Annotated in this window: 18 protein-coding genes; 8 read left to right on the forward strand and 10 right to left on the reverse strand. The window is 65.7% G+C overall.

The window, feature by feature from the left end:
• Positions 1-122: 122 nt before the first annotated feature.
• The 3 genes from NGM28_RS01500 to NGM28_RS01510 all read right to left on the reverse strand — a co-directional run bounded on the left by NGM28_RS01500 (position 123) and on the right by NGM28_RS01510 (position 3,383).
• Positions 123-701 carry a YceI family protein gene (locus NGM28_RS01500; protein WP_240066986.1) on the reverse strand — a complete coding sequence of 193 codons (579 nt, stop codon included), beginning with the start codon at positions 699-701 and terminating at the stop codon, positions 123-125.
• A 35-nt stretch (positions 702-736) separates the two neighbouring features.
• Entirely contained in the window at positions 737-1,288 is a 552-nt protein-coding gene (locus NGM28_RS01505; protein ID WP_240066987.1) for a cytochrome b, read from the reverse strand.
• A gap of 238 nt (positions 1,289-1,526) precedes the next feature.
• Entirely contained in the window at positions 1,527-3,383 is a 1,857-nt protein-coding gene (locus tag NGM28_RS01510) for a flavin monoamine oxidase family protein (RefSeq protein WP_252088471.1), read from the reverse strand.
• Between the two features lie 205 nt (positions 3,384-3,588).
• On the opposite strand from NGM28_RS01510, the gene NGM28_RS01515 reads away from it, so the two are divergent.
• From NGM28_RS01515 to NGM28_RS01525, 3 genes are all read left to right on the forward strand, one after another.
• The gene (locus NGM28_RS01515) at positions 3,589-4,077 is read left to right on the forward strand and encodes a hypothetical protein (protein ID WP_252088472.1); all 489 of its coding nucleotides are present in this window, start codon (positions 3,589-3,591) and stop codon (positions 4,075-4,077) included.
• Between the two features lie 78 nt (positions 4,078-4,155).
• The gene (locus NGM28_RS01520) at positions 4,156-5,562 is read left to right on the forward strand and encodes an adenosylmethionine--8-amino-7-oxononanoate transaminase (protein ID WP_252088473.1); all 1,407 of its coding nucleotides are present in this window, start codon (positions 4,156-4,158) and stop codon (positions 5,560-5,562) included.
• A 175-nt stretch (positions 5,563-5,737) separates the two neighbouring features.
• Positions 5,738-6,457, forward strand: coding sequence for a 16S rRNA (uracil(1498)-N(3))-methyltransferase (locus tag NGM28_RS01525; RefSeq protein ID WP_252088474.1), 720 nt, complete (start codon positions 5,738-5,740; stop codon positions 6,455-6,457).
• On the opposite strand, the gene trhA is transcribed toward NGM28_RS01525, so the two are convergent.
• From trhA to pilG, 7 genes are all read right to left on the reverse strand, one after another.
• Positions 6,454-7,071, reverse strand: a complete 618-nt coding sequence (gene trhA / locus NGM28_RS01530) for a PAQR family membrane homeostasis protein TrhA (RefSeq protein WP_252088475.1) — start codon at positions 7,069-7,071, stop codon at positions 6,454-6,456. The two genes, NGM28_RS01525 and trhA, sit on opposite strands and share 4 nt — an antisense overlap.
• Before the next feature lie 114 nt (positions 7,072-7,185).
• Complete coding sequence (locus tag NGM28_RS01535) at positions 7,186-7,659, reverse strand: chemotaxis protein CheW (protein ID WP_252088476.1); 474 nt, start codon at positions 7,657-7,659, stop codon at positions 7,186-7,188.
• The gene (locus NGM28_RS01540; protein ID WP_252088477.1) at positions 7,652-12,931 is read right to left on the reverse strand and encodes a hybrid sensor histidine kinase/response regulator; all 5,280 of its coding nucleotides are present in this window, start codon (positions 12,929-12,931) and stop codon (positions 7,652-7,654) included. The genes NGM28_RS01535 and NGM28_RS01540 overlap by 8 nt, the downstream gene beginning before the upstream one ends.
• A 14-nt stretch (positions 12,932-12,945) precedes the next feature.
• On the reverse strand, positions 12,946-14,970 hold the full coding sequence (locus NGM28_RS01545) for a methyl-accepting chemotaxis protein (RefSeq protein WP_252088558.1): 2,025 nt from the start codon (positions 14,968-14,970) through the stop codon (positions 12,946-12,948).
• 63 nt (positions 14,971-15,033) lie between these two features.
• The gene (locus NGM28_RS01550; protein WP_011536046.1) at positions 15,034-15,591 is read right to left on the reverse strand and encodes a chemotaxis protein CheW; all 558 of its coding nucleotides are present in this window, start codon (positions 15,589-15,591) and stop codon (positions 15,034-15,036) included.
• Positions 15,588-15,953, reverse strand: a complete 366-nt coding sequence (pilH, locus tag NGM28_RS01555; protein WP_240066996.1) for a twitching motility response regulator PilH — start codon at positions 15,951-15,953, stop codon at positions 15,588-15,590. Before pilH ends, NGM28_RS01550 begins: the two co-directional genes overlap by 4 nt.
• 46 nt (positions 15,954-15,999) lie before the next feature.
• Positions 16,000-16,401: a twitching motility response regulator PilG gene (gene pilG, locus NGM28_RS01560; protein WP_044488517.1), complete on the reverse strand. Its 402-nt coding sequence runs from the start codon at positions 16,399-16,401 to the stop codon at positions 16,000-16,002.
• Between the two features lie 261 nt (positions 16,402-16,662).
• Between pilG and gshB the strand changes: the two genes are divergently transcribed.
• The 5 genes from gshB (at position 16,663) to pyrR (ending at position 20,415) form a co-directional block, all read left to right on the forward strand.
• Entirely contained in the window at positions 16,663-17,616 is a 954-nt protein-coding gene (gene gshB, locus NGM28_RS01565) for a glutathione synthase (RefSeq protein WP_240066998.1), read from the forward strand.
• 147 nt (positions 17,617-17,763) lie between these two features.
• Positions 17,764-18,663, forward strand: a complete 900-nt coding sequence (locus NGM28_RS01570) for an energy transducer TonB (protein ID WP_252088478.1) — start codon at positions 17,764-17,766, stop codon at positions 18,661-18,663.
• Positions 18,664-18,850: 187 nt separating this feature from the next.
• Entirely contained in the window at positions 18,851-19,420 is a 570-nt protein-coding gene (locus tag NGM28_RS01575; protein ID WP_240066904.1) for a YqgE/AlgH family protein, read from the forward strand.
• Complete coding sequence (ruvX, locus tag NGM28_RS01580) at positions 19,420-19,845, forward strand: Holliday junction resolvase RuvX (protein WP_240066905.1); 426 nt, start codon at positions 19,420-19,422, stop codon at positions 19,843-19,845. Before NGM28_RS01575 ends, ruvX begins: the two co-directional genes overlap by 1 nt.
• Positions 19,846-19,896: 51 nt before the next feature.
• Entirely contained in the window at positions 19,897-20,415 is a 519-nt protein-coding gene (pyrR, locus tag NGM28_RS01585) for a bifunctional pyr operon transcriptional regulator/uracil phosphoribosyltransferase PyrR (protein ID WP_252088479.1), read from the forward strand.
• The last annotated feature ends 9 nt before the right edge of the window (positions 20,416-20,424 follow it).

Raw genomic sequence — 20,424 nt, forward strand, 5'->3', positions numbered from 1 at the left:
GCCCGTTCGCCGGCAAGCCAGCTCCTACACCGATCATCGTAGGAGCCGGCTTGCCGGCGAAGCTGTACGGCACACCAACAAAAACGCCGCCCAATGGGCGGCGTTTTTGTTGGTACAACTGATTACTTCTGCTTAACGCCTTCGACGCTGATGTCCAGGTCTAGGGTCTGCGAAGTAGCGCCCGGGCCCTTGATACCGAAGTCGTTCAGGTTCAGGGTGGTGGTGGCGTTGAAGCCAGCACGCTCGCCGCCCCACGGGTCCTTGCCTTCGCCATTGAACACAGCCTTGAAGGTGACCGGCTTGGTCACGCCGTGCATGGTCAGGTCGCCCGTCACATCAGCGGTCTTGTCGCCAGTCGACTTGACGCTGGTGGAGACGAACTTGGCTTCCGGATACTTTTTCACATCCAGGAAGTCTTTGCTGGCGATGTGCTTGTCACGCTCGGCGTGGTTCGACCACAGGCTGGCAGTCTTCAGGTCGACGTTGATCTTGCTGGCCTCGGGCTTGGCGCTGTCCCAGGTGAAGTTACCGTCGAAATCCTTGAAGGTGCCGTGGATGAAGCTGTAGCCCAGGTGGCTGATCTTCCAGTCGACGAACGCGTGCTGGCCTTCCTTGTCGATCTTGTACTCGGCAGCCATGGCCTGGCCGGCGGAAATCAGGGCAGTACCGAGCGCCAGGGCGGCAAAAGTCTTTTTCAACATCCTTACGTTCCTTCCATTGCAATTGAGGTTGAGGGTCAAGCTTTGCGGCCCAACATACGGGTCAGGGTCGCGTCACGGTCGATGAAATGGTGCTTGAGTGCCGCCAGTGCATGCAGGACGGCGAAGATCACCAGCCCCCACGCCAGCCACAGGTGGATCACCCCGGCAGTATCAGCCTGGTCTGGCAGGTCGCTGACCAAGGCCGGCACCTCGAACAGGTCGAATACCGGAATGCCGACGCCATCGGCAGTGGAGATCAGGTAGCCCGCGATCATCACCGCGAACAACCCCAGGTACAGCGCCAGGTGGCCAAGCTTGGCGGCCAGGCGGGTCGCCTTGCCGTGGTTGGCCGGTGCTGGCGGTGGCGGGCTGACAAAACGCCAGAGCACGCGCAGCAGCATGACCGCCAACAGCACCAGGCCAATGCTCTTGTGCAGGTCGGGGCCGGATTTGCGCCAGGGGCTGTAGTAATCCAGGCCGACCATCCACAACCCCAGGCCGAACAGGCCGAAGACCGCCAGCGCCACGCCCCAGTGCAGGACGATGCTGACCAGGCCATAGCGAGAAGATGAGTTGCGCAGTTGCATGTTGGCGTATTTCCCCGTGAAAGCTGTGCACAGACTAGCGCGTAACGTATCGAATAAAAGCGGAAAAAATTGCTTCGGATAATCGAAAAATCCGATATTTAGTCTGCAACCTTCCCATTAAGGAAACATTAACGATAGACGTTGCGAGGGAGGCTGCCAATCCGGGAGGGGTGCGCCAACATTTCGCCAGCAAGCCGGCTCCTACGTAGGAGCCGGCTTGCTGGCGAAGAGCCAGTTATCAGTTCGCGTTGGCCTGACTGTTCACCACTGGCTTTTTCACAGGCTCGGACTTGGCCGTGGCTTTCTTGACCGGCTCAGGCTTGGTCGCGGGCTTATGCGCTGCCTGCTTGGCCGCTGGCTTGGCGACTGCCTTGGCCGGGGTTGGCTTGGTAGCGGTCGGCTTGACGGGCTCTTCCTTTGCCTCGATTACCGGGGCTACCGGAGCAGGAGCCTGGGCAGGCGCAGGTGCTGCCTCTTCAGCCTTGGCAACCGGTGCAACCTTGGCTTGCGGCTTGTCGCCACCCCCGAACAGACGGGAGAAGAAGCCTGGCTTGTCCTGCGCAGCGGCTTCGGTCTTGACCGGCTCGACCTTGGCAGGTGCTGGCTGTGCCTTGTCGGAGGAGCCGCCGAACAGGTTGGAGAAGAACCCTCCCTTGTCCTTGGCCGCAACAGCGCCCACCGCAGCGGCGGCAGCCACCGGCGCGGCCTTGACCGGGTCGAACGACTTGCCTGCCGCCAGCTCCTGCACCTGGCTGGCGGCACGCTGGCCACTGCGCAGGGCGCCTTCCAGGGTGCCTGGATAGAGCGCGTCGGTGTGCTCACCGGCAAAGGTGATGCGCTGCACCGGGCGCTCCCACAGGCGCCAGTACTTGCTGATCTGGCCTGGGCCGTAGGCCAGGTAGGCGCCACCGGTACCGGCATCGGTGCTGTAGCGGCGCACTTCGTAGCCGGTGAACGCGCCACGGGCTTGCGGATAGAACGCATGCAGGCGAATCAGCACCTGGTCGACCATCTGCTTGTCGCCGAACGCCTGCAGCAGGCGCGCATTGTCGCCGGACAGGTTGATCACCACATTGGCCCCGCCCTTGAGCGCCGGTTCGATCCACAGCATGCCCAGGCCGGCGTTGCTGAAGATCTCGCCGGACATGCGCGCGCGGCTTTCCCAGACCGGGTTCTTGAACTTGAGCATCAGCTGGTCGCGCCAGCCGTAGTTGGTGCCTTTGAGCGCAGCCAGGTGCTGGTTGTCCAGGCCCGGGGTCATCTGGATCTTGGCCAGGGCGCGCAGCGGCACGGCCATCACCAGGTAGTCCGCCTGGTAGCCGACGCTGCCGACCTTGACCGTCACTCCGTCTTTGTCCTGGACGATGGAGGTGACCGGCGAGCTGGTCTTGATGGTCTTCAGTTGCTTGACGAACGCCTGGGCCAGCACCGGGCTGCCGCCTGGCAGGCGTGCGGCGCGCAGGTCGCGGTCGCTGATGTTGCGATAGACACGGTTCTGCTGGGCGAAGTACAGCAGCGACAGGCGCGACGGTTCATCGTAGCGGGTGCGGATCTGCTGGTTGACCAACTGACGGGCGGTCGCCGGCAGTTGCAGCTTGTCGAGCCAGGTGGATACGTTCATCTGGTCCAGGGCGAACAAGGTGCTGTTGGCCGCAGGGTTGAGCGGGTCTTCAATGGAGCGTGCCAGGTCGTCGAGGGTCTTCTCGTAGCGCTTGAGCGCTTCGGCAGTGGTCGGTTGCTTGGCGGTAAGGTCGGCGGCGCTGAAGTACTCACCGTCGATCAGGTAACCGGGGGTGCGGACGAACTCCGGCGCTGGCAACGTAGCGACCTTGAACTGCTCCAGGTACTGGTTGAGCACCGGCTGGGTCTTGCCGTTGCCGATCCACTCGCTGGTGGCCAGGCCCGAACGCCCGCCCATGCCCGGCTTGGCTTCCAGCAGGGTGACCTGCCAGCCCTTGCCTTGCAGCTCGTAGGCGGCGGTCAGGCCCGCCAGGCCGCCGCCGACAACGATCGCAGTCTTGTCTTTGGCCAGCGTCGCGCCGCTGGACACCCCAATCAATACAAACGCGCACAGGCGCACCCAAGCAGCAGCCATGATGGCGAACTCCGGTAAGAGGGTTTTTAGGGAAGAAGGAGGGGAACGCCCCCCGGGGCAGATGCGTTAAGAATACGTCACCTCTGCCCACCCTGCCACCGCAGTGCCATCAAGTGCCTTTGGCAACTGGTAATTTTGTCAGTTGCCCACGGTGCAACGTTTGGTCAATGCTCGCCCTGGCCCCATTCGCCTGCCAGGAGGCGCGATGATCTATCAGAAGCGGTTCGCCAGCGTGTCCCCGCAATTGCTCGAGAAAAAGCAGCCCTGGCGCACCTCGTCGGGCTTGCAGATCAAGTCGAATGGCTCGTTGTGCACAGGTTTCTGGCCATCTGCCGGGCAAAGGGATACCGAACTGATCATCGGTAGCCAATGCGATGTCGAAATCAGCTTCGCCCGCGAGGTCGACTGCCTGGCCATGGAGTTCTACGCGGTCTGCGACGACGCCGATCAGTGCCCCCAGACCCTGCTGGAGATCGAACGCCCCGACCAGGCTGACCGGCCCGATGAGCCCGCCCATTTCTTCTGGCTGACCCTTGCCGAAGACTTTTCCATCGACAGCGTTCCCGGGGCCTACGCCACCGAGCCCAGGTGGCAGGTTCTGCCAGGGCCGTTGCGCCGCCTGACCCTGTCGACCTCCCAGCACGCGCAGCTGCATATCCGCAACCTGAAATGGACGCCCATCCGTCGTCAATGAGCCCCAAGGTTGTCCTGCCCTGTCGCATTGCTTAGGCTTACGCGGTCCAACCAAGCCGCAATGCCAGGAGAAGCGCCCATGGGCCTCAACGATCAGTGGATGCAACGCGACCTGAAGGTCCTGTGGCACCCCTGCACCCAGATGAAAGACCACGAGCAGCTGCCGCTGATCCCGATCCGTCGCGGCGAAGGCGTTTGGCTCGAGGACTTCGAGGGCAAGCGCTACCTGGACGCGGTCAGTTCCTGGTGGGTCAATGTGTTCGGCCACGCCAACCCGCGCATCAACCAGCGCATCAAGGACCAGGTCGACCAGCTCGAGCACGTGATCCTCGCCGGTTTCAGCCACCAGCCGGTGATCGAGCTGTCCGAGCGCCTGGTGGCCATGACCCCGGCCGGCCTCGATCGGGTGTTCTACGCCGACAACGGCTCGTCGTGCATCGAAGTGGCGCTGAAGATGAGCTTCCACTACTGGCAGAACACCGGCAAACCCCAGAAGAAGCGCTTCGTCACCCTGACCAACAGCTACCATGGCGAGACCATCGCCGCCATGTCGGTGGGCGATGTGCCGCTGTTCACCGAGACTTACAAGGCCCTGCTGCTGGAAACGATCAAGGTGCCCAGCCCGGACTGCTACCTGCGCCCCGAAGGCATGGGCTGGGAGGAGCACTCGCGGAACTTGTTCGCTGCCATGGAACAAACCCTGGCCGAGCACCATGCCACCATCGCCGCCGTGATCGTCGAGCCGCTGATCCAGGGCGCCGGGGGCATGCGCATGTACCACCCGGTGTACCTCAAGCTGCTGCGCGAAGCCTGCGACCGCTACGACGTGCACCTGATCCACGACGAAATCGCCGTAGGCTTCGGCCGTACCGGGACGATGTTCGCCTGCGAGCAGGCCGGCATCCGCCCGGACTTCCTGTGCCTGTCCAAGGCCCTGACCGGCGGCTATTTGCCGCTGGCCGCCTGCCTGACCACCGACAAGGTGTACCAGGCGTTCTACGATGACTACCCGACCCTGCGCGCCTTCCTCCATTCGCACAGCTACACCGGCAACCCGCTGGCCTGCGCCGCGGCGTTGGCGACCCTGGACATCTTCGCCCAGGACAACGTGATCGAAGCCAACAAGGCCCTGTCGGCGCGCATGGCCAGCGCAACCGCGCACCTGGCCGACCACGCCCACGTCGCCGAAGTGCGCCAGACCGGCATGGCCCTGGCCATCGAGATGGTCAAGGGCAAGGCCGGCAAGGTCGCCTTCCCCTGGCAGGAGCGCCGTGGCCTGAAGGTGTTCGAACATGCCCTGAGCCGTGGCGCGCTCTTGCGCCCGTTGGGCAGTGTGGTGTATTTCCTGCCGCCCTACGTGATCACACCGGAGCAGATCGACTTCCTGGCCGAAGTGGCCAGCGAAGGGATCGACATCGCCACCCGTGACAGTGTCAGCGTGGCGGTACCGGCCGATTTCCACCCCGATTTCCGTGATCCGGGCTAGGCCCCATGCCGTCACCCGGTCCCTGTAGGAGCGGCCTTGTGCCGCGAAAGGGCTGCGGAGCAGCCCCGGCAATTTCTGCTGCGAAGCTGAAAACCTGGGGCTGCTTCGCAGCCCTTTCGCGGCACAAGGCCGCTCCTACAGAGGGCGGTGCCTCCATCAGATTCCGAGTAGAACCATGAGACTTTCCCGCTTCTTCATCGACGCCCCGCTTGGCCTCGGCGAGCACGAGCTCCCCGAAGCCCAGGCCCACTACATCGGCCGCGTACTGCGCATGGCCCCCGGCGACGCCGTGCAGCTGTTCGACGGCAGTGGCCAGGAATACCTCGGCCAACTCCTCGAGGTGGGCAAGAAAACCGTGCGCGTCAGCCTCGACCAGGCCCTCCCCGGCCAAGCCGAATCGTCGCTGCACATCCACCTCGGCCAGGGCCTGTCCCGCGGCGAACGCATGGACTGGGCGATCCAGAAAGCCACTGAACTAGGCGTCAACGAAATCACGCCGATCGTCAGCGAGCGCTGCGAGGTCCGTCTGAAGGACGAGCGCGCCGACAAGCGCCTGGCCCACTGGCGCCAGGTGGCGATCAGCGCCTGCGAGCAGTGCGGCCGCTCGAGCGTGCCAGTCATCCACCCGCCGGTCACCCTGGCGGAATGGATCAAGGGCTGCGACGCCGACCTCAAGCTAGTCCTGCACCCCGTGGCGGCGCCGCTGACCAGCCATGCCAAGCCCGCCCGCCTGGCCTTCCTCATCGGCCCCGAAGGCGGCCTCAACGATACCGAGGTCGAGCAGGCCAAGGCCGCTGGTTTCCACGCCGCCCGCCTAGGCCCGCGGGTGCTGCGCACCGAGACTGCGCCGGTGGTGGCGCTGTCGGTGGCGCAGCAGCTGTGGGGCGACTTCTAGCGTACGTAGCGGTACACCGCCACGAAGTGCATCAGGCTCCCGGCAATCACGAACAGGTGCCAGATGCCATGCCAGTGGCGGAACCGGCTGTCGAATGCGAAGAAAATGATGCCGACGGTGTAGAACACGCCGCCGGCCGCCAGCCAGGCGAAGCCTGCTGCCCCCAGGCTAGACAGCAACGGCTTGACCGCCACTAGTACGATCCAGCCCATCACCGCGTAGATGATGATCGACAGGATGCGTGCTTCCGAACGCGGTTTGATCTCCTGCAGCATACCAATCACCGCCAACCCCCAGACCACCCCGAACAAGCTCCAGCCCCAGGGCCCGCGCAGGCTGACCAGGCAGAACGGGGTGTAGCTGCCGGCGATCAGCAGGTAGATCGACAGGTGGTCGAGCTTGCGCATGACCCGCTTCGCCCGCCCGCGGGTGCTGTGGTAGAGGGTGGAGATGCTGTAGAGCAGCAGCAGCGTGAAGCCATAGATGGAAAAGCTGACGATCTTCCAGGGGTCGCCCTGGACCCCGGCCACGACGATCAGCCAGACCGCACCAATGCAGGCCAGCACCGCACCGACCAGGTGGGTCCAGGCGTTGAAACGTTCACCATGGTACATGCAGGCACAGACCTCCTGAAGCGGTGCGGGTTCCGGAAAAGACTGCTTTGCGACCGGTTCGCCGGCAAGCCGGCTCCTACAGGTTCGGCGGGGTCGCCGGCGAATCGGTCCATTCTAATTGGCCGCTGATTGCAGTTCGGCGTCACGCACCAACCGTTCCAACCCCGCCAGGTCCGGCACCCGCGCCACCTGCTCGCCCACCTGCACCGCCGCCAGCTCGAACTCGGCCAGCGGTACATCCACGTAGTTGAGCTGGCTGTCGAGCTTGCACGAACGCGGAATCCCCTGCAGCAGCATCGCCAGGTAGCGTAGCCCCGTGTCGCCCAAGGCATTGAGCACGACGATCCGCGCCCGCTCGCCAGACGGGGTATGACCACCACAAGCCGTCTCGAAGCCAATCAGCGGCAGGCGCTGCTGGCGCCAGTCGACCCAGCCCAGGTGCCAGGCCGGCTCACCGGGCTCGCAGGCGATGGCAGGTTGGCCGATCAGTTCGGCCACCGCGACGTTGGGCAACACCAGCGTCCGGTCGCCCAGGGGCAGCAACAGCCCGGTCAGGCTGCTGCGCTGGCCGGCGATGTGGTCAAGCATGGTTCTGGCTCCAATGGGCGATGCTCTGCAACAGCACCGATTCCTGGTAAGGCTTGCCCAGGTACTCGTTGACGCCGATGGCCATCGCCCGCTCGCGGTGCTTCTGCCCGGTGCGCGAGGTGATCATGATGATCGGCAACTGCTTGAGGCGTTCGTCGCGGCGAATGCGGGTGGCCACCTCGAAACCGTCCATGCGCGGCATCTCGATGTCCAGCAGCAGCACATCCGGGCGGTGCTCCTCGAGCAAGGCCATGGCATCGACACCATCCTTGGCGGTCAGCACGCTGATGCCATGGCGTTCGAGCAGGCGGCTGGTGACTTTGCGCACAGTCACCGAGTCGTCCACCACCATCACCAGCAGCGGCCGCCGTTGCGTCGGCCCGACCAGCCCGCGCTGGCTGCCCGCCGCACCCGGCAGACGTGCCAGGCGCCGCTGTTGGCCACGCAGTTGGCCGAGCAAGTCGAGAATCAGCACCACCCGGCCATCGCCAAGCAACGTCGCGCCCGACAACCCAGGCACGGCGGCGAACTGTGGCCCCAGGCTCTTGACCACGATCTCGCGGCTGGGCGACAGGTTGTCGACCTGGATAGCGAATGACTGCTCGTGGGAATGGGTGAGCAGCACCGGCACTGGCACACTCTGGCCCAGCAGGCTTGGCTGCCCACCGCCCTGTACCAGCTCGCCCAGGTAGCGCAGTGCGTAGTCGTGTCCGGCATAGCTGTAGCGCGGCGGGTCGAGCCGATAGCAAGCCTCCAGCTCAGCAGGCGGCACCCGGACGATACCTTCGATGGTGTTCAGCGGAATGGCGTACTGCTCTTCCCCCAGGTGCACCATCAGCGCCCGGTTCATCGACACGGTGAACGGCAGGCGGATCAGGAAGCGCGCGCCCTTGCCAGGGCTGGACTCGATGCTCATGGAGCCACCCAGCTGCTTGACCTCTTCATGGACCACATCCATGCCCAGGCCGCGCCCGGAGATCTGGGTGATCTTCTCCGCCGTGGAGAACCCCGGGCGCAGGATGAACTGCAGGATCTCGTGGTCGCTCAGGCGCGCCTGCGGGTCGAGCAGGCCACGTTTGATGGCTTTGTTGCGCACCGCCTCCAGCGGCACGCCGGCACCGTCGTCGCTCATCTCGATGACAATATCGGCGCCCTCGTGCAACAGGTTCAGGTGGATGGTGCCCAGCTCCGGCTTGCCGGCGGCCAGACGGGATTCGCGGGCTTCAAGGCCGTGGTCGACCGCGTTGCGCAGCATATGCTCCAGCGGCGCAACCATGCGTTCGAGCACACTGCGGTCCAGCTCGCCCTCGGCGTTGCCGACCACCAGTTCGACCTGCTTGCCCAACTCGCTGGCCACCTGCCGCACCACCCGCTGCAAACGCGGCACCAGGCGTTCGAACGGCACCATCAACGTGGCGGTCAGGCCTTCCTGCAACTGGCTGTTGACCCGCGCCTGCTGCTGCAGAAGGCTGTGCGCCTCCTGGGCGCGCTGCATCAGGGTTTCCTTCAGGTCGAGCAGGTCCGAGGCCGACTCGAACAGGGCCCGGGACAACTGCTGCAACTGTGAATGGCGGTCCATCTCCAGCGGGTCGAAGTCGTCGTAGGCATCGCCTTCGAACTGTTGCCGGCTGGAGATCCGCCCTTGCGTTTCGATGTCCAGGCGCAGCAGCTGGTCGCGCATGCGCTCCAGCGTGGTTTCCATCTCGTTCAGGGCGAACTGGGCGTCGTTGACCTGTTGCTCGATCCGCCCGCGGATCACCGAATGCTCGCCGGCCAGGTTGCCCAGATCATCGAGCAGTTCGGCGTCGACCTTGACCATGTCCCCCGCGGCTCTCTCGGGCGCGGCGGTCGGTGTATCGGCCGGGGCGACTTCGCCCTGGACCTGGCCAGCCGCGCTGTCGGTGAGGGCGGCGCTGGAGAAGTTGCGGATGTAGTCGATCAGCGCCGTGGCGGCGTGCAGCGGCTGCCCCAGGCGTACCGCGTCGAGCATGTGCGCCAGGCGGTCGTGGCAGTTCTGCAGCAGGCTGAACAGCGCCGGGGTCGATGGCAGGCGCCCGGCAGCCAACAGCTCGTAGAGAAACTCCAGTTCATGGGCGAGGTCGCCGATGGCGGCGATCTCCACCATCCGTGCACCGCCCTTGAGCGTGTGCAGGTCGCGCAGCAGGTTCTCCACTTCGACCGTGTTGCGCGGGTCGGCCTGCCAGAGGGCCAGCGATTGCGCGGCGCTCTCGACGATATCGGAGCTTTCTTCGAGGAAAACCTCCAACAGCTCCTTGTCGCCTGCGGCCTCGTGTTGTTCCTCAAGCTGTTCTGTCTGGCCCGGTGGCGGCGAGGTATGGCGGAACTCGCGCAGTTCGCCGAGCAGCGCCACCGCCGATGCGGGTATATGGCCCTGCTGAACGCTGTGCAGCATCCCGGCCAGCGCGCCGTGGCTACGCCCGAGCAGGTCGAACAACGCCGCGCTGGCACCCAGGCGGCGGTCAACCAGGCCTTCGTAGAGCAGCGCCAGCTCCTGGGCAAGGAGCTCCACCGCGCCAATGGCGGCCATCTGTGCTCCACCCTTGAGCGTCAGCACATCGTGCTGCAGGGCCGACAGCGCGCAGAGGCTGCCCGGATCGGCCTTCCACTGCTGCAAGGCCTGGTCGGCGCTGTCGAGGATGTCCCGCGCCTCTTCCAGGAACAGCTCGACCATCGCAGGGTCCGGCAGTTCGCCTGAACCCGGGAGCGGCGTCACTCGGTCAGCGCCAACCACACCCATGGCACCCGGTTCGAGCGCATCGTCCAACAGGCCGCGCAATGCCGCCAAGCTCTCCGGACGGGCATCCAGGTCCTGCCCGGCGGCAATCTCATCGAACATGTCGAGCAGCGCTTCATGGGCCTGCTGCGCCACGGCGAACAACCGTGGCGTGACCGCCAGGCTACCCTCCTCCACCGCGCCGTACAGGTCGAGCAGCCCTTCGCAGATCTCATCCACCTGCCACAGCTCGGCCTGATGGGCGCTGTGTCCAAGGTTGGTCAAGTCATCCAGCAAGGTCTCCAGCGGCTGGCGCTCGCCTGGGTGCGCCTGCCAATGCATCAGCAGCGCTTCGGCATCGAGCAGGATGTCCATGCCCTGGGCCAGGAAACTGCTGATCAACTGCGGGTCGCGGCGGCTGCGCCGTGGCTGATGCAGGTCGTCCTGATGCTGCGCCAGACGGTTGTCGACGGTCTGTCCGACCTGCTCGATCAACTGTGCAGCGCCGGGAATGGCGGCCAGCGGCGTGCTGCCCAGCTGGGCCAGGCCCAGGTGGAACAAGGCACGGGCTGCCTCAAGCAGTTCGATCTCGGCCATGTGCAGCGACAGCTGGTGCCCCTTGTACTCCCGCACCAGGCGGTCAAGCGCGGTGGCCAGCTCCGCCACCGGCATCACCCCGGCCATGGCGGCGCTGCCCTTGAGCGTGTGCAACGCGCGCTGCAGGCTGTCGCTGACCACGGTGCCCTGCACATCGGCGCCTTGCAGGAACGTATCGAGCCCGGCCAGATGACCAAGGGCCTCGTTGCGGAAAATCTCCAGCAGGTGCGGGTCGAGCCCGTCGATGCTGGCGCTGGCCGGCGTATCGTTGAGTGCCAGTGCATGCAGGTGGCCCGCCAACTGTTCGATCTCGGCCGAAGGCGGCAACTGGCTGGCAGCAAAATCGGCCAGCAGGTCGGGCAGGCGCACGAACACCTGCTGCAACGCCACCAACCCTTCCGGGCTGAGCACGATGCGCCCTTCCAGCACGCGGTTGAGCAGGTGCTCGGCGCCCCAGGCCAGCTCTGCCACGGCTTCGGCATGGACCATGCGCCCACTGCCCTTGAGCGTGTGCAAGGCCCGGCGCACTTCGACCAGCGGTTCGCGTAGGCTGTTGTCCGCACGCCAGCGCAGCCAGTGGCGCTCGGTCTCGGGCAGCAGTTCGTTGGCTTCCTCGAGAAACACGTCGCGCAACTCATCGTCGATGCCATCGATGGACTGCCCGGCATCGACTCGCTGGCATTGCACGCCCAGGGCGGCCAGGCTGGCATGGGCCATGTCGATGAACCGCTGGGCGTCGGCCAGCGGGTCGGCCACGCGCCATTGCAGATAGGCCTCGCCGGCGCTGAGGGCGTCGGCCAGGTGCGCCAGCTCGTCGGGCAGGGGCTCCTCCTCGAGGTGCACCAACCAGCCCTGGACATACCCGGCACAGCCGGCGAACACTTCGGCGACTGCGGGCAGCGCCAGCATCGCCAGGGCACCACGCACCTGGTGCAACAGCCCAGGCAGGGCCTGCAGGCGCTGGCGCGACCAGTCGGACTCCAGGCAGTCGCCGATCAGGTCCTTGGCCTGTTGCAGCACGTTGAGCGCTTCACTGAGTACCAGCTGGCGAATCTCCGCAAGGTCCGAGCCCGGCAAGTTGCCCGGCGCGGTCTCCTCCAGCGGCCCCACCATGCCATTCAGGGTCGCTTCCACGTAGAGCAGCGCGCCAGCCACGTCCATCAGCACCGCTTCGTCCACGCCATCGTCCCGCTCGACCAGGGCCTGCAACGCCAGCACCTGATCGATAATTACCCGCCGTGGTTGCTGGAAGCCCAGCACCGACAGGGTGTCGGCCACATGCCGTAACGGCGCCAGCAGGTTTTCCAGAGGCTCGCGAGGCTGTCGCTCGCCACTGACGAACGGGTCGAGGCGCTCCTTGATGCGCATCAGGTCGTCACACAGCGCCATCACCACCGAACGCAACGCATCGCGACCGGAGCCGGCCTGCATGTGCTCCCGCCAGTTGCCCAGCGACAGGTCGAGGTTGGCCAGGTCTTCGGCGCCCGCCAGGCGCTGGCCGAGGTCGCCCAGCAGGCTGCCCTGGGCCAGGGGCTCGGCGCCCCGGCAGACACGCAGCTGGTTGAGCAGTGGCATCACCACCAATGGCAGGTCGTGCCGTGCGCCACGCAAGCGGTCGAGGTACGGAGGCAACTGCTCCAGGCCGCGGAACAACGCGCCCAGGCACTCGCCACGGGGGCTGACCTGGCCCTCGGCCATGGCCCGCCCGAGCAGTTCCAGCTCTTCGGCCAGGCGCGCGGCACCCGGCAGTTCGAGCAGCCGCAGGCAGTTGTGCACCTGGTGCAGGTTGTCGACGAAGAACGCGAGGATCGACAGATCCTCGGGCATGCCGGTAAAGCGCTCCAGGGCCTGGCGCGCCTGGCCCAGGCAATCGAGGATCGGCGCCTTGGTCCAGGCCAGGGCGACGGTGTCGTGCCGCGCGCCGCTGAGCGGGCCGGCCATCACACTCGCCCCTTTCATTGACGCTCGACCGGTTTGGGCAGGGTGAAGCCGGACACCGAACGGCGCATCTCGCTGGCCATGCGCGCCAGGTGGCGGATGCTGTCGGCGGTGGCGCCAGAGCCGGCCGAGGTCTGCGCGGTGATCTGCTGGATCACCGCCATGGTGTGGGAGATCTGCCCGGCGGACGAGGTCTGCAACTGGGCCGCATCGGAGATGCTGTGGATCAGGTCGGCCAGGGTCTGCGATACCCCTTCGATCTCGGCCAGGGCCACGCCCGCGTCCTGGGCCAGGCGCGCGCCGCGCACCACTTCGGCGGTGGTCTGCTCCATGGAGATCACCGCTTCGTTGGTATCGGCCTGGATAGTGCGCACCAGCGCCTCGATCTGGCGGGTGGCCGAGGACGAGCGCTCGGCCAGGCGCTGCACTTCGTCGGCGACCACGGCGAAGCCGCGCCCGGCCTCGCCGGCCAGCGAGGCCTGGATGGCGGCGTTGAGGGCAAGGATGTTGGTCTGCTCGGCAATGTCGTCGATCAGGCTGACGATGTCGCCGATCTCCTGGGAGGACTCACCCAGGCGCTTGATCCGCTTGGCAGTGTCCTGGATCTGCTCACGAATGTTGTCCATGCCATGGATGGTGTTGTGCACCACCTCGTTGCCCTTGTTGGCGATGGCCACCGAACGTTCGGCGACCTTGGCCGACTCGTAGGCATGGGCCGACACCCGGTCGATCGACTCCACCATGTCGCCCACCGCCTCCGACGCCTCGCTGATCTGCTCGGCCTGGTGTTCCGAGGCCTTGGCCAGCTGGCGCGCGGTGTTCTGCGTGTCCTGCACCGCCGCGGCCACCTGCTCGGCGCTGTGGTTGATGGTGGCGACCAGGTCGCGCAGCTGGTCGACCGAATAGTTGATCGAGTCGGCGATGGCACCGGTGAAGTCCTCGGTGACCGATACGGTGACAGTCAGGTCGCCGTCGGCCAGCTCCTCGATCTCGTCGAGCAGGCGCATGATCGCCTGCTGGTTGCGTTCGTTCTTCTCGGCGGTTTCGCGCAACTGGCGACTGGTGGCGCGCACCATCACCAGGCCGATCAGGATGATCGAGGCCAGCGCCAGCAAGCCGAGCACATAGCCGCCGACGGTGTCGAGGGTACGCCCGCCGGCCAGGTTCTCGAAGCCGTTGGCCAGGTGCGAGGCTTCGTCGAGCAGCGTTTGCGACAGGCTGAAGATGTTACCGGCGGCCTCGCGCACACGGAACAGCTCGGGCGAGGTCTCGAGGATCTCGTCCACGGAGCCTGCGACGAACTGGAACAGCTCGGCGATCTCGGCCAGGCGTGCGCGAGCGTCGGCGTCCTCGACCCGGGTCACCTGGATCGCTGGGTTGCCGGCGAGCATGCCTTCGAGCACCTGGCCGAAACGGCTGGCGTCGCGGCCGAAGGCATCGGCCGCCTGTACCGAGGTGTCGTCGCCGGCCAGCACGGTATTGACCGAACCCAGAATCCGTTCGGCGAGCAACAACTGGCGCTGGGCCACCGCCACCTGGTTGGCCGGGGCGCCGCTCTGCAGCAGGATCTCCACCACCTTTTCGTATTCGACCTGCAATTGCGGCACGGTCTCGGCCAGCGTGGCCGCGACCTGGTGCAGCGACAGCACGGTCTGCTCGCTGGCGAGGATGGTATCGGTGTTCTTGCGCAGGTTTTCCCAGTCCTGGCGCACCGCGTCCATCTCGTCGCGCACTGTCACTGGCGCGGGCGGTAGCCCAGTGGCCTTGTCGCCCTCGCGCAGGTAGCTCCAGCGGCGCTCGAAGTCGTTGCGCGCATCGCTGAGCAGCTTGAATGCCAGTGCCTTGCCCGCCGCCGCCTCGGTGGCGTTCTTGGCGATGCGCTGCGACAGCACCCGCAGTTCGCCGGCATGGCCGATGTACTGCTTGTCGTGGTTGGCCTGGGTGTTGAGGTAGGCGAAATTGGCGAACAGCAGGATGATCGACAGGATCAGCACCACGAACAGCACGGTGATCTGCGCGGTGCTGCGTGGGCGCTGGGCCACGGCGGCCGGGGAAACGGCCGGCGCGACGACGGTGGGGCCGGGCTTGTTCACGTCGAAAATCCTCTACAACGCCACATCGAGAAAACCCGGGGCCTGGGCCAGGGCGAAAGGGCTGAAGATCGCCCAGTTGCGTTCACGGGGGAAATACCCCTGCACGAAAGGCGCGGCCGCGCGGATCAGCGGCTGCGGCGGTGACAGCTCCAGGCTGCTGAGGGCAAAGTGCTGCAAGCCCACCACCTCGTCCACCAGCAGGCCGGCGAACAGCTCCTCGTGGTCCAGCACTAGCACGCGCCGCTGCTTGCCGGCAGCGGCGGCCGGGCCCAGGCCGAAGAAGGCGCACAGGTCCATCAGCGGCAGCAAGCGCCCACGCAGGTTGGCCACGCCGCGCACCCAGGGCTGGACGCCTGGCACCCGGCTGCTGCGGGGTTCGCGCAGCACCTCGGCAACCTCGCCCATGGGGGCGACGAACCACTGCCCGGCAATGCGAAAGCCGATGCCGCTCCACTGCTGCAGGCGCGTGTCCTGAGGCGGCTGGTCGGCGACCAGCAGGCGGCAACGGCGGTCGATGTCCAGCAACAGCTCGAAGGCGGTCAGCGACGCGCCCTGAGGCCGGGTGGTCAAGCGCCGAGCACTTCTTTCAATTTGGCGATAAGGGCGTCTTCTTCCACGGGTTTGGTCAGAAAGTCACGGGCGCCCTGGCGCTGGGCCCAGATACGGTCGGTTTCCTGGTCCTTCGCGGTGATCACCACCACCGGGATGGCTTTGGTCGCCGGATCCTTGGCCAACTGGCGGGTCGCCTGGAAGCCGTTGAGGATGGGCATGACGATATCCATCAGGACGACGTCCGGCTTCTCCTGGCGCGCCAGGGCTACGCCATTGGCGCCATTTTCGGCCTTGAGGACTTGATGGCCGTTTTTTTCCAGTATCGCGGTCAGCTTGTACAACTCTGTCGGCGAATCGTCGACAATCAGAACTCGGGCCATGCTGTTTCCCCATGAGGAACGTGAAACCCTGCCGGTGTTGGCGGTGTCAGGGTGCGGGTTGGTCTTGCACGGCGAAACCGGGCACATGGGCGCGGATCGCGTCGAGCAGTTCTTCCTTGCTGAACGGTTTGGTCAGGAACTGGTCGGAACCGACCACCCGGCCGCGGGCCTTGTCGAACAGGCCGTCGCGGGATGAGAGCAGGATCACCGGGGTGTCCTTGAATTCACTGTTGTGCTTGATCACCGCGCAGGTCTGGTAGCCATCCAGGCGCGGCATGAGCACGTCGACGAAGATGATCCGCGGCTTGTGATCGATGATCTTCGCCAGGGCGTCGAAACCATCGCTGGCGGTGATCACCTCGCAGCCCGCCTCGCCAAGCAACATCTGCGCGGTGCGGCGGATCGTGCGGGAGTCGTCGATCACCATCACCTTCAGGGGTTGTTCCATAAAGTTCGCCATCATTTGCAGCTCTGGTCTGAGCGGCAAGCTTCAAGCTTCAAGAAAAACAGATCGGTGTGCGGTGCGGTCTGGCTTTCTTGCAGCTTGAAGCTTGAAGCTTGACGCTTGAAGCTGGATCGAGCCTTTTTAGCACACTCCCGATGGCCATTCCATCCGCCAGCCCCTTGACCGCGGGCGCGCCCGGCGCCACCCTGAGCCACTTTTCTTTTCGTGCCATCGCGGCCACCCGCCGCCAAGAGGAATTACCCCATGAGCGTTCGCCTCGGGATTGTCATGGACCCCATCGCGTCCATCTCCTATAAAAAGGACAGCTCGCTGGCCATGCTGCTGGCCGCCCAGGCCCGCGGCTGGAGCCTGTTCTACATGGAGCAGCGCGACCTGTACCAGGGCGAAGGCAAGGCCCGCGCGCGGATGCGCCCGCTGAAGGTGTTCGCCGACCCGGCGCGCTGGTTCGAGCTAGGCGAGGAGCAGGACAACCTGCTGGGTGACCTGGACGTGATCCTGATGCGCAAGGACCCGCCCTTCGACATGGAGTTCGTCTACAGCACCTACCTGCTGGAGCAGGCCGAGGCCGATGGCGCGCTGGTGGTCAACCGCCCGCAGAGCCTGCGCGACTGCAACGAGAAGCTGTTCGCCACGCTGTTCCCGCAGTGCACGCCACCGACCCTGGTCAGCCGCCGCCCGGACATCATCCGCGCATTCGCCGCCCAGCATGGTGACGTGATCCTCAAGCCGCTGGACGGCATGGGCGGCACCTCGATCTTCCGCCACCGGGTCGGCGACCCCAACCTGTCGGTGATCCTCGAAACGCTGACCGCGCTCGGGGCCCAGCAGATCATGGCCCAGGCCTACCTGCCGGCGATCAAGGACGGCGACAAACGCATCCTGATGATCGACGGCGAGCCAGTGGACTACTGCCTGGCGCGCATTCCGGCCAGCGGCGAGACCCGCGGCAACCTGGCCGCCGGCGGCCGTGGCGAAGCCCGGCCGCTGAGCGAGCGCGACCGCTGGATCGCCGCCCAGGTCGGCCCGACCCTGCGGGCGAAGGGCCTGCTGTTCGTCGGCCTGGACGTGATCGGCGACCATCTCACCGAAATCAACGTCACCAGCCCGACCTGCATCCGCGAGATCGACGCTGCCTACAACACCGACATCGGCGGCAAGCTGATGGACGCCATTGATCGCCAGTTGAAGGCACGCTGACCGCCGACACGTGGCAAACACGCGCAGTGGGGTATGATGCGCAGCCGCAAGCTTCAAGCTGCAAGCCGCAAGAATGTGCAGGCCTGCACCACGCCGCTTTTACTTGAAGCTTGCAGCTTGTGACTCGAAGCTGCCTTTGGATACTCGATGACGCTGCCCGCCGACATCCCCGCCGACCTGTTGCCACCCCGCGTCCGCCCGGTGGACCGGCTCGGCTTCACCCTGTTCCTGGCTGCCCTGGTGCACCTGGCGCTGATCCTGGGGGTGGGTTTCACCGTGGTCAAGCCGGCCGAAATCCGCCACACCATGGACATCACCCTGGCCACCTTCAAGAGCGAAAAAACGCCTGAGAAGGCCGACTATCAGGCCCAGGAGAACCAGCAGGGCAGCGGCACCCTGGAGAAGAAGGCGGTGCCCAAGACCACTGAAGTGGCGCCGTTCCAGGACAGCAAGATCAACAAGGTCACCCCGCCGCCCGCCGCCCGCCAGGAAACGCCACCGGCACCGGAGAAATCCGTGGTCGCGACGAAGGCGCCCAAGCCGCAGAAAGTCGAGCCCAAGCCGAAGGAAAACAAACCGCAAACGGCGCCAGCCACAAAGGTGGTGGACTTCGACAGCTCGCAGCTGTCCAGCCAGATCGCCAGCCTCGAGGCGGAGCTGTCCAACGAACAGCAGCTGTACGCCAAGCGCCCGCGCATCCACCGCCTCAACGCCGCCTCGACCATGCGCGACAAGGGCGCCTGGTACAAGGAGGAGTGGCGCAAGAAGGTCGAGCGCATCGGCAACCTCAACTACCCCGAGGAAGCCCGGCGCCAGCAGATGTACGGCAGCCTGCGGATGATGGTGTCGATCAACCGCGACGGTTCACTGTATGAGGTGCTGGTACTGGAGTCCTCCGGCCAGCCGGTGCTGGACCAGGCGGCCCAGCGCATCGTGCGCCTGGCGGCGCCGTTCGCGCCGTTCACCGGCGACCTGGCCGAGTTCGACCGGCTGGAGATCATCCGCACCTGGCGCTTTGCCCGTGGCGACCGGTTGTCGAGCAATTGACCAGGCCGGTGAAGAGACTGGATCTTGTGGTGGTGCGGATATCGAGCGCCGCACGTGCGGCGCATCGCGAATAAATTCGCTCCTACATCTTTTGCAACGTACCTGTGCCTGCGTCAACCGCGATGCGCCGCATAAGCGGCGCTCGACCACCTTGCCAGCCTCACCACCTGGCGCCACACTAGCGCTCATGAAAACCTTCGCCCCCAGCTACCTCAAGCACCAGTTCCTGATCGCCATGCCGCACATGGCCGATCCGAACTTTGCCCAGACCCTCACCTACATCGTCGAGCACAACGCCAACGGTGCCATGGGCTTGGTGATCAACCGCCCGCAGGAGCTGAACCTGGCCGACATCCTCGAGCAGTTGCGCCCGAACGAGCAACCACCGGCCAGCACGCTGCAGGTGCCCATCTACCAGGGTGGCCCGGTGCAGACCGACCGCGGCTTCGTGCTGCACAGCGACGAGTGCAGCTTCCAGGCCACCGTGGCACTGGAAGGGCTGTCGCTGACCACCTCGCAGGACGTGCTGCTGGCCATCGCCGCCGGCGTGGGCCCGAAAAAGAGCCTGATCACCCTCGGCTACGCCGGCTGGGAAGCCGGCCAGCTGGAGGCTGAGCTGGCCGACAACGCCTGGCTCAACTGCCCGTTCGACCCCGAGATCATCTTCGGCCTGGCCAGCGACCAGCGCCTGGGCGCCGCCGCCGCGAGCCTGGGGATCAACCTCAGCCTGCTGACCAGCCAGGCGGGCCACGCCTGATGGCCGAACTGCGCCTGCTGCTGGGCTTCGACTACGGCAGCAAACAGATTGGCGTGGCCGTCGGCCAGGTGATCACCGGCCAAGCCCGTGAACTGTGCGTGCTCAAGGCCCAGAACGGCGTGCCGGACTGGAACCAGGTCGAGAAGCTGATCAAGGAATGGAAACCCGACGCCATCGTCGTGGGGCTGCCGTTGAACATGGACGGTACGCCCAGCGACATGAGCGAGCGCGCCGAGAAGTTCGCCCGCCGCCTCAATGGCCGCTTCAACCTGCCCGTGCACACCCACGACGAACGCCTCACCACCTTCGAAGCCAAGGGCGAGCAGATGGCCCGTGGCAGCCGCCACGGCAGCTACCGCGACAACCCGGTCGACGCCATCGCCGCCGCCCTGCTGCTGCAAGGCTGGCTGGAGGCCAACACTTAATTCCGCTTTGCCGCCGGCTGGATCCGGCGCCCGCCCTCCAAGGAGCACGCAATGAGCCTACCCAATCCCGCCGACCTGATCCGGCAGATGGCCGTCGACCTTCGCGCCCACCTGGCCCGCCGTGAAATCACCGAGCCACGCTTCATCGGCATCCGCACCGGTGGCGTGTGGGTAGCCCAGGCCTTGCAGACAGCGCTGGGTGACGACAGCCCGCTGGGCACCCTGGACGTGTCCTTCTACCGCGACGACTTCAGCCAGAACGGCCTGCACCCGCAGGTACGCCCCTCGGAGTTGCCGTTCGAGATCGAGGGCCAGCACCTGGTGCTGGTGGACGACGTGCTGATGAGCGGTCGTACCATCCGCGCCGCCCTCAACGAACTGTTCGACTACGGCCGCCCGGCCAGCGTGACGCTGGTGTGCCTGCTCGACCTGGATGCCGGCGAACTGCCGATCCGCCCGAACGTGCTGGGCGCCACCCTGTCCCTGGCCGCCCATGAACGGGTAAAATTGACTGGACCCACGCCGCTCGCCCTCGAGCGCCAGGACCTCGCCCCCGCTTCCGCCCTTTAAGAGTCCCCC

Source organism: Pseudomonas sp. MWU13-3659 (assembly GCF_023757525.1).
GTDB lineage: Bacteria > Pseudomonadota > Gammaproteobacteria > Pseudomonadales > Pseudomonadaceae > Aquipseudomonas > Aquipseudomonas entomophila_E.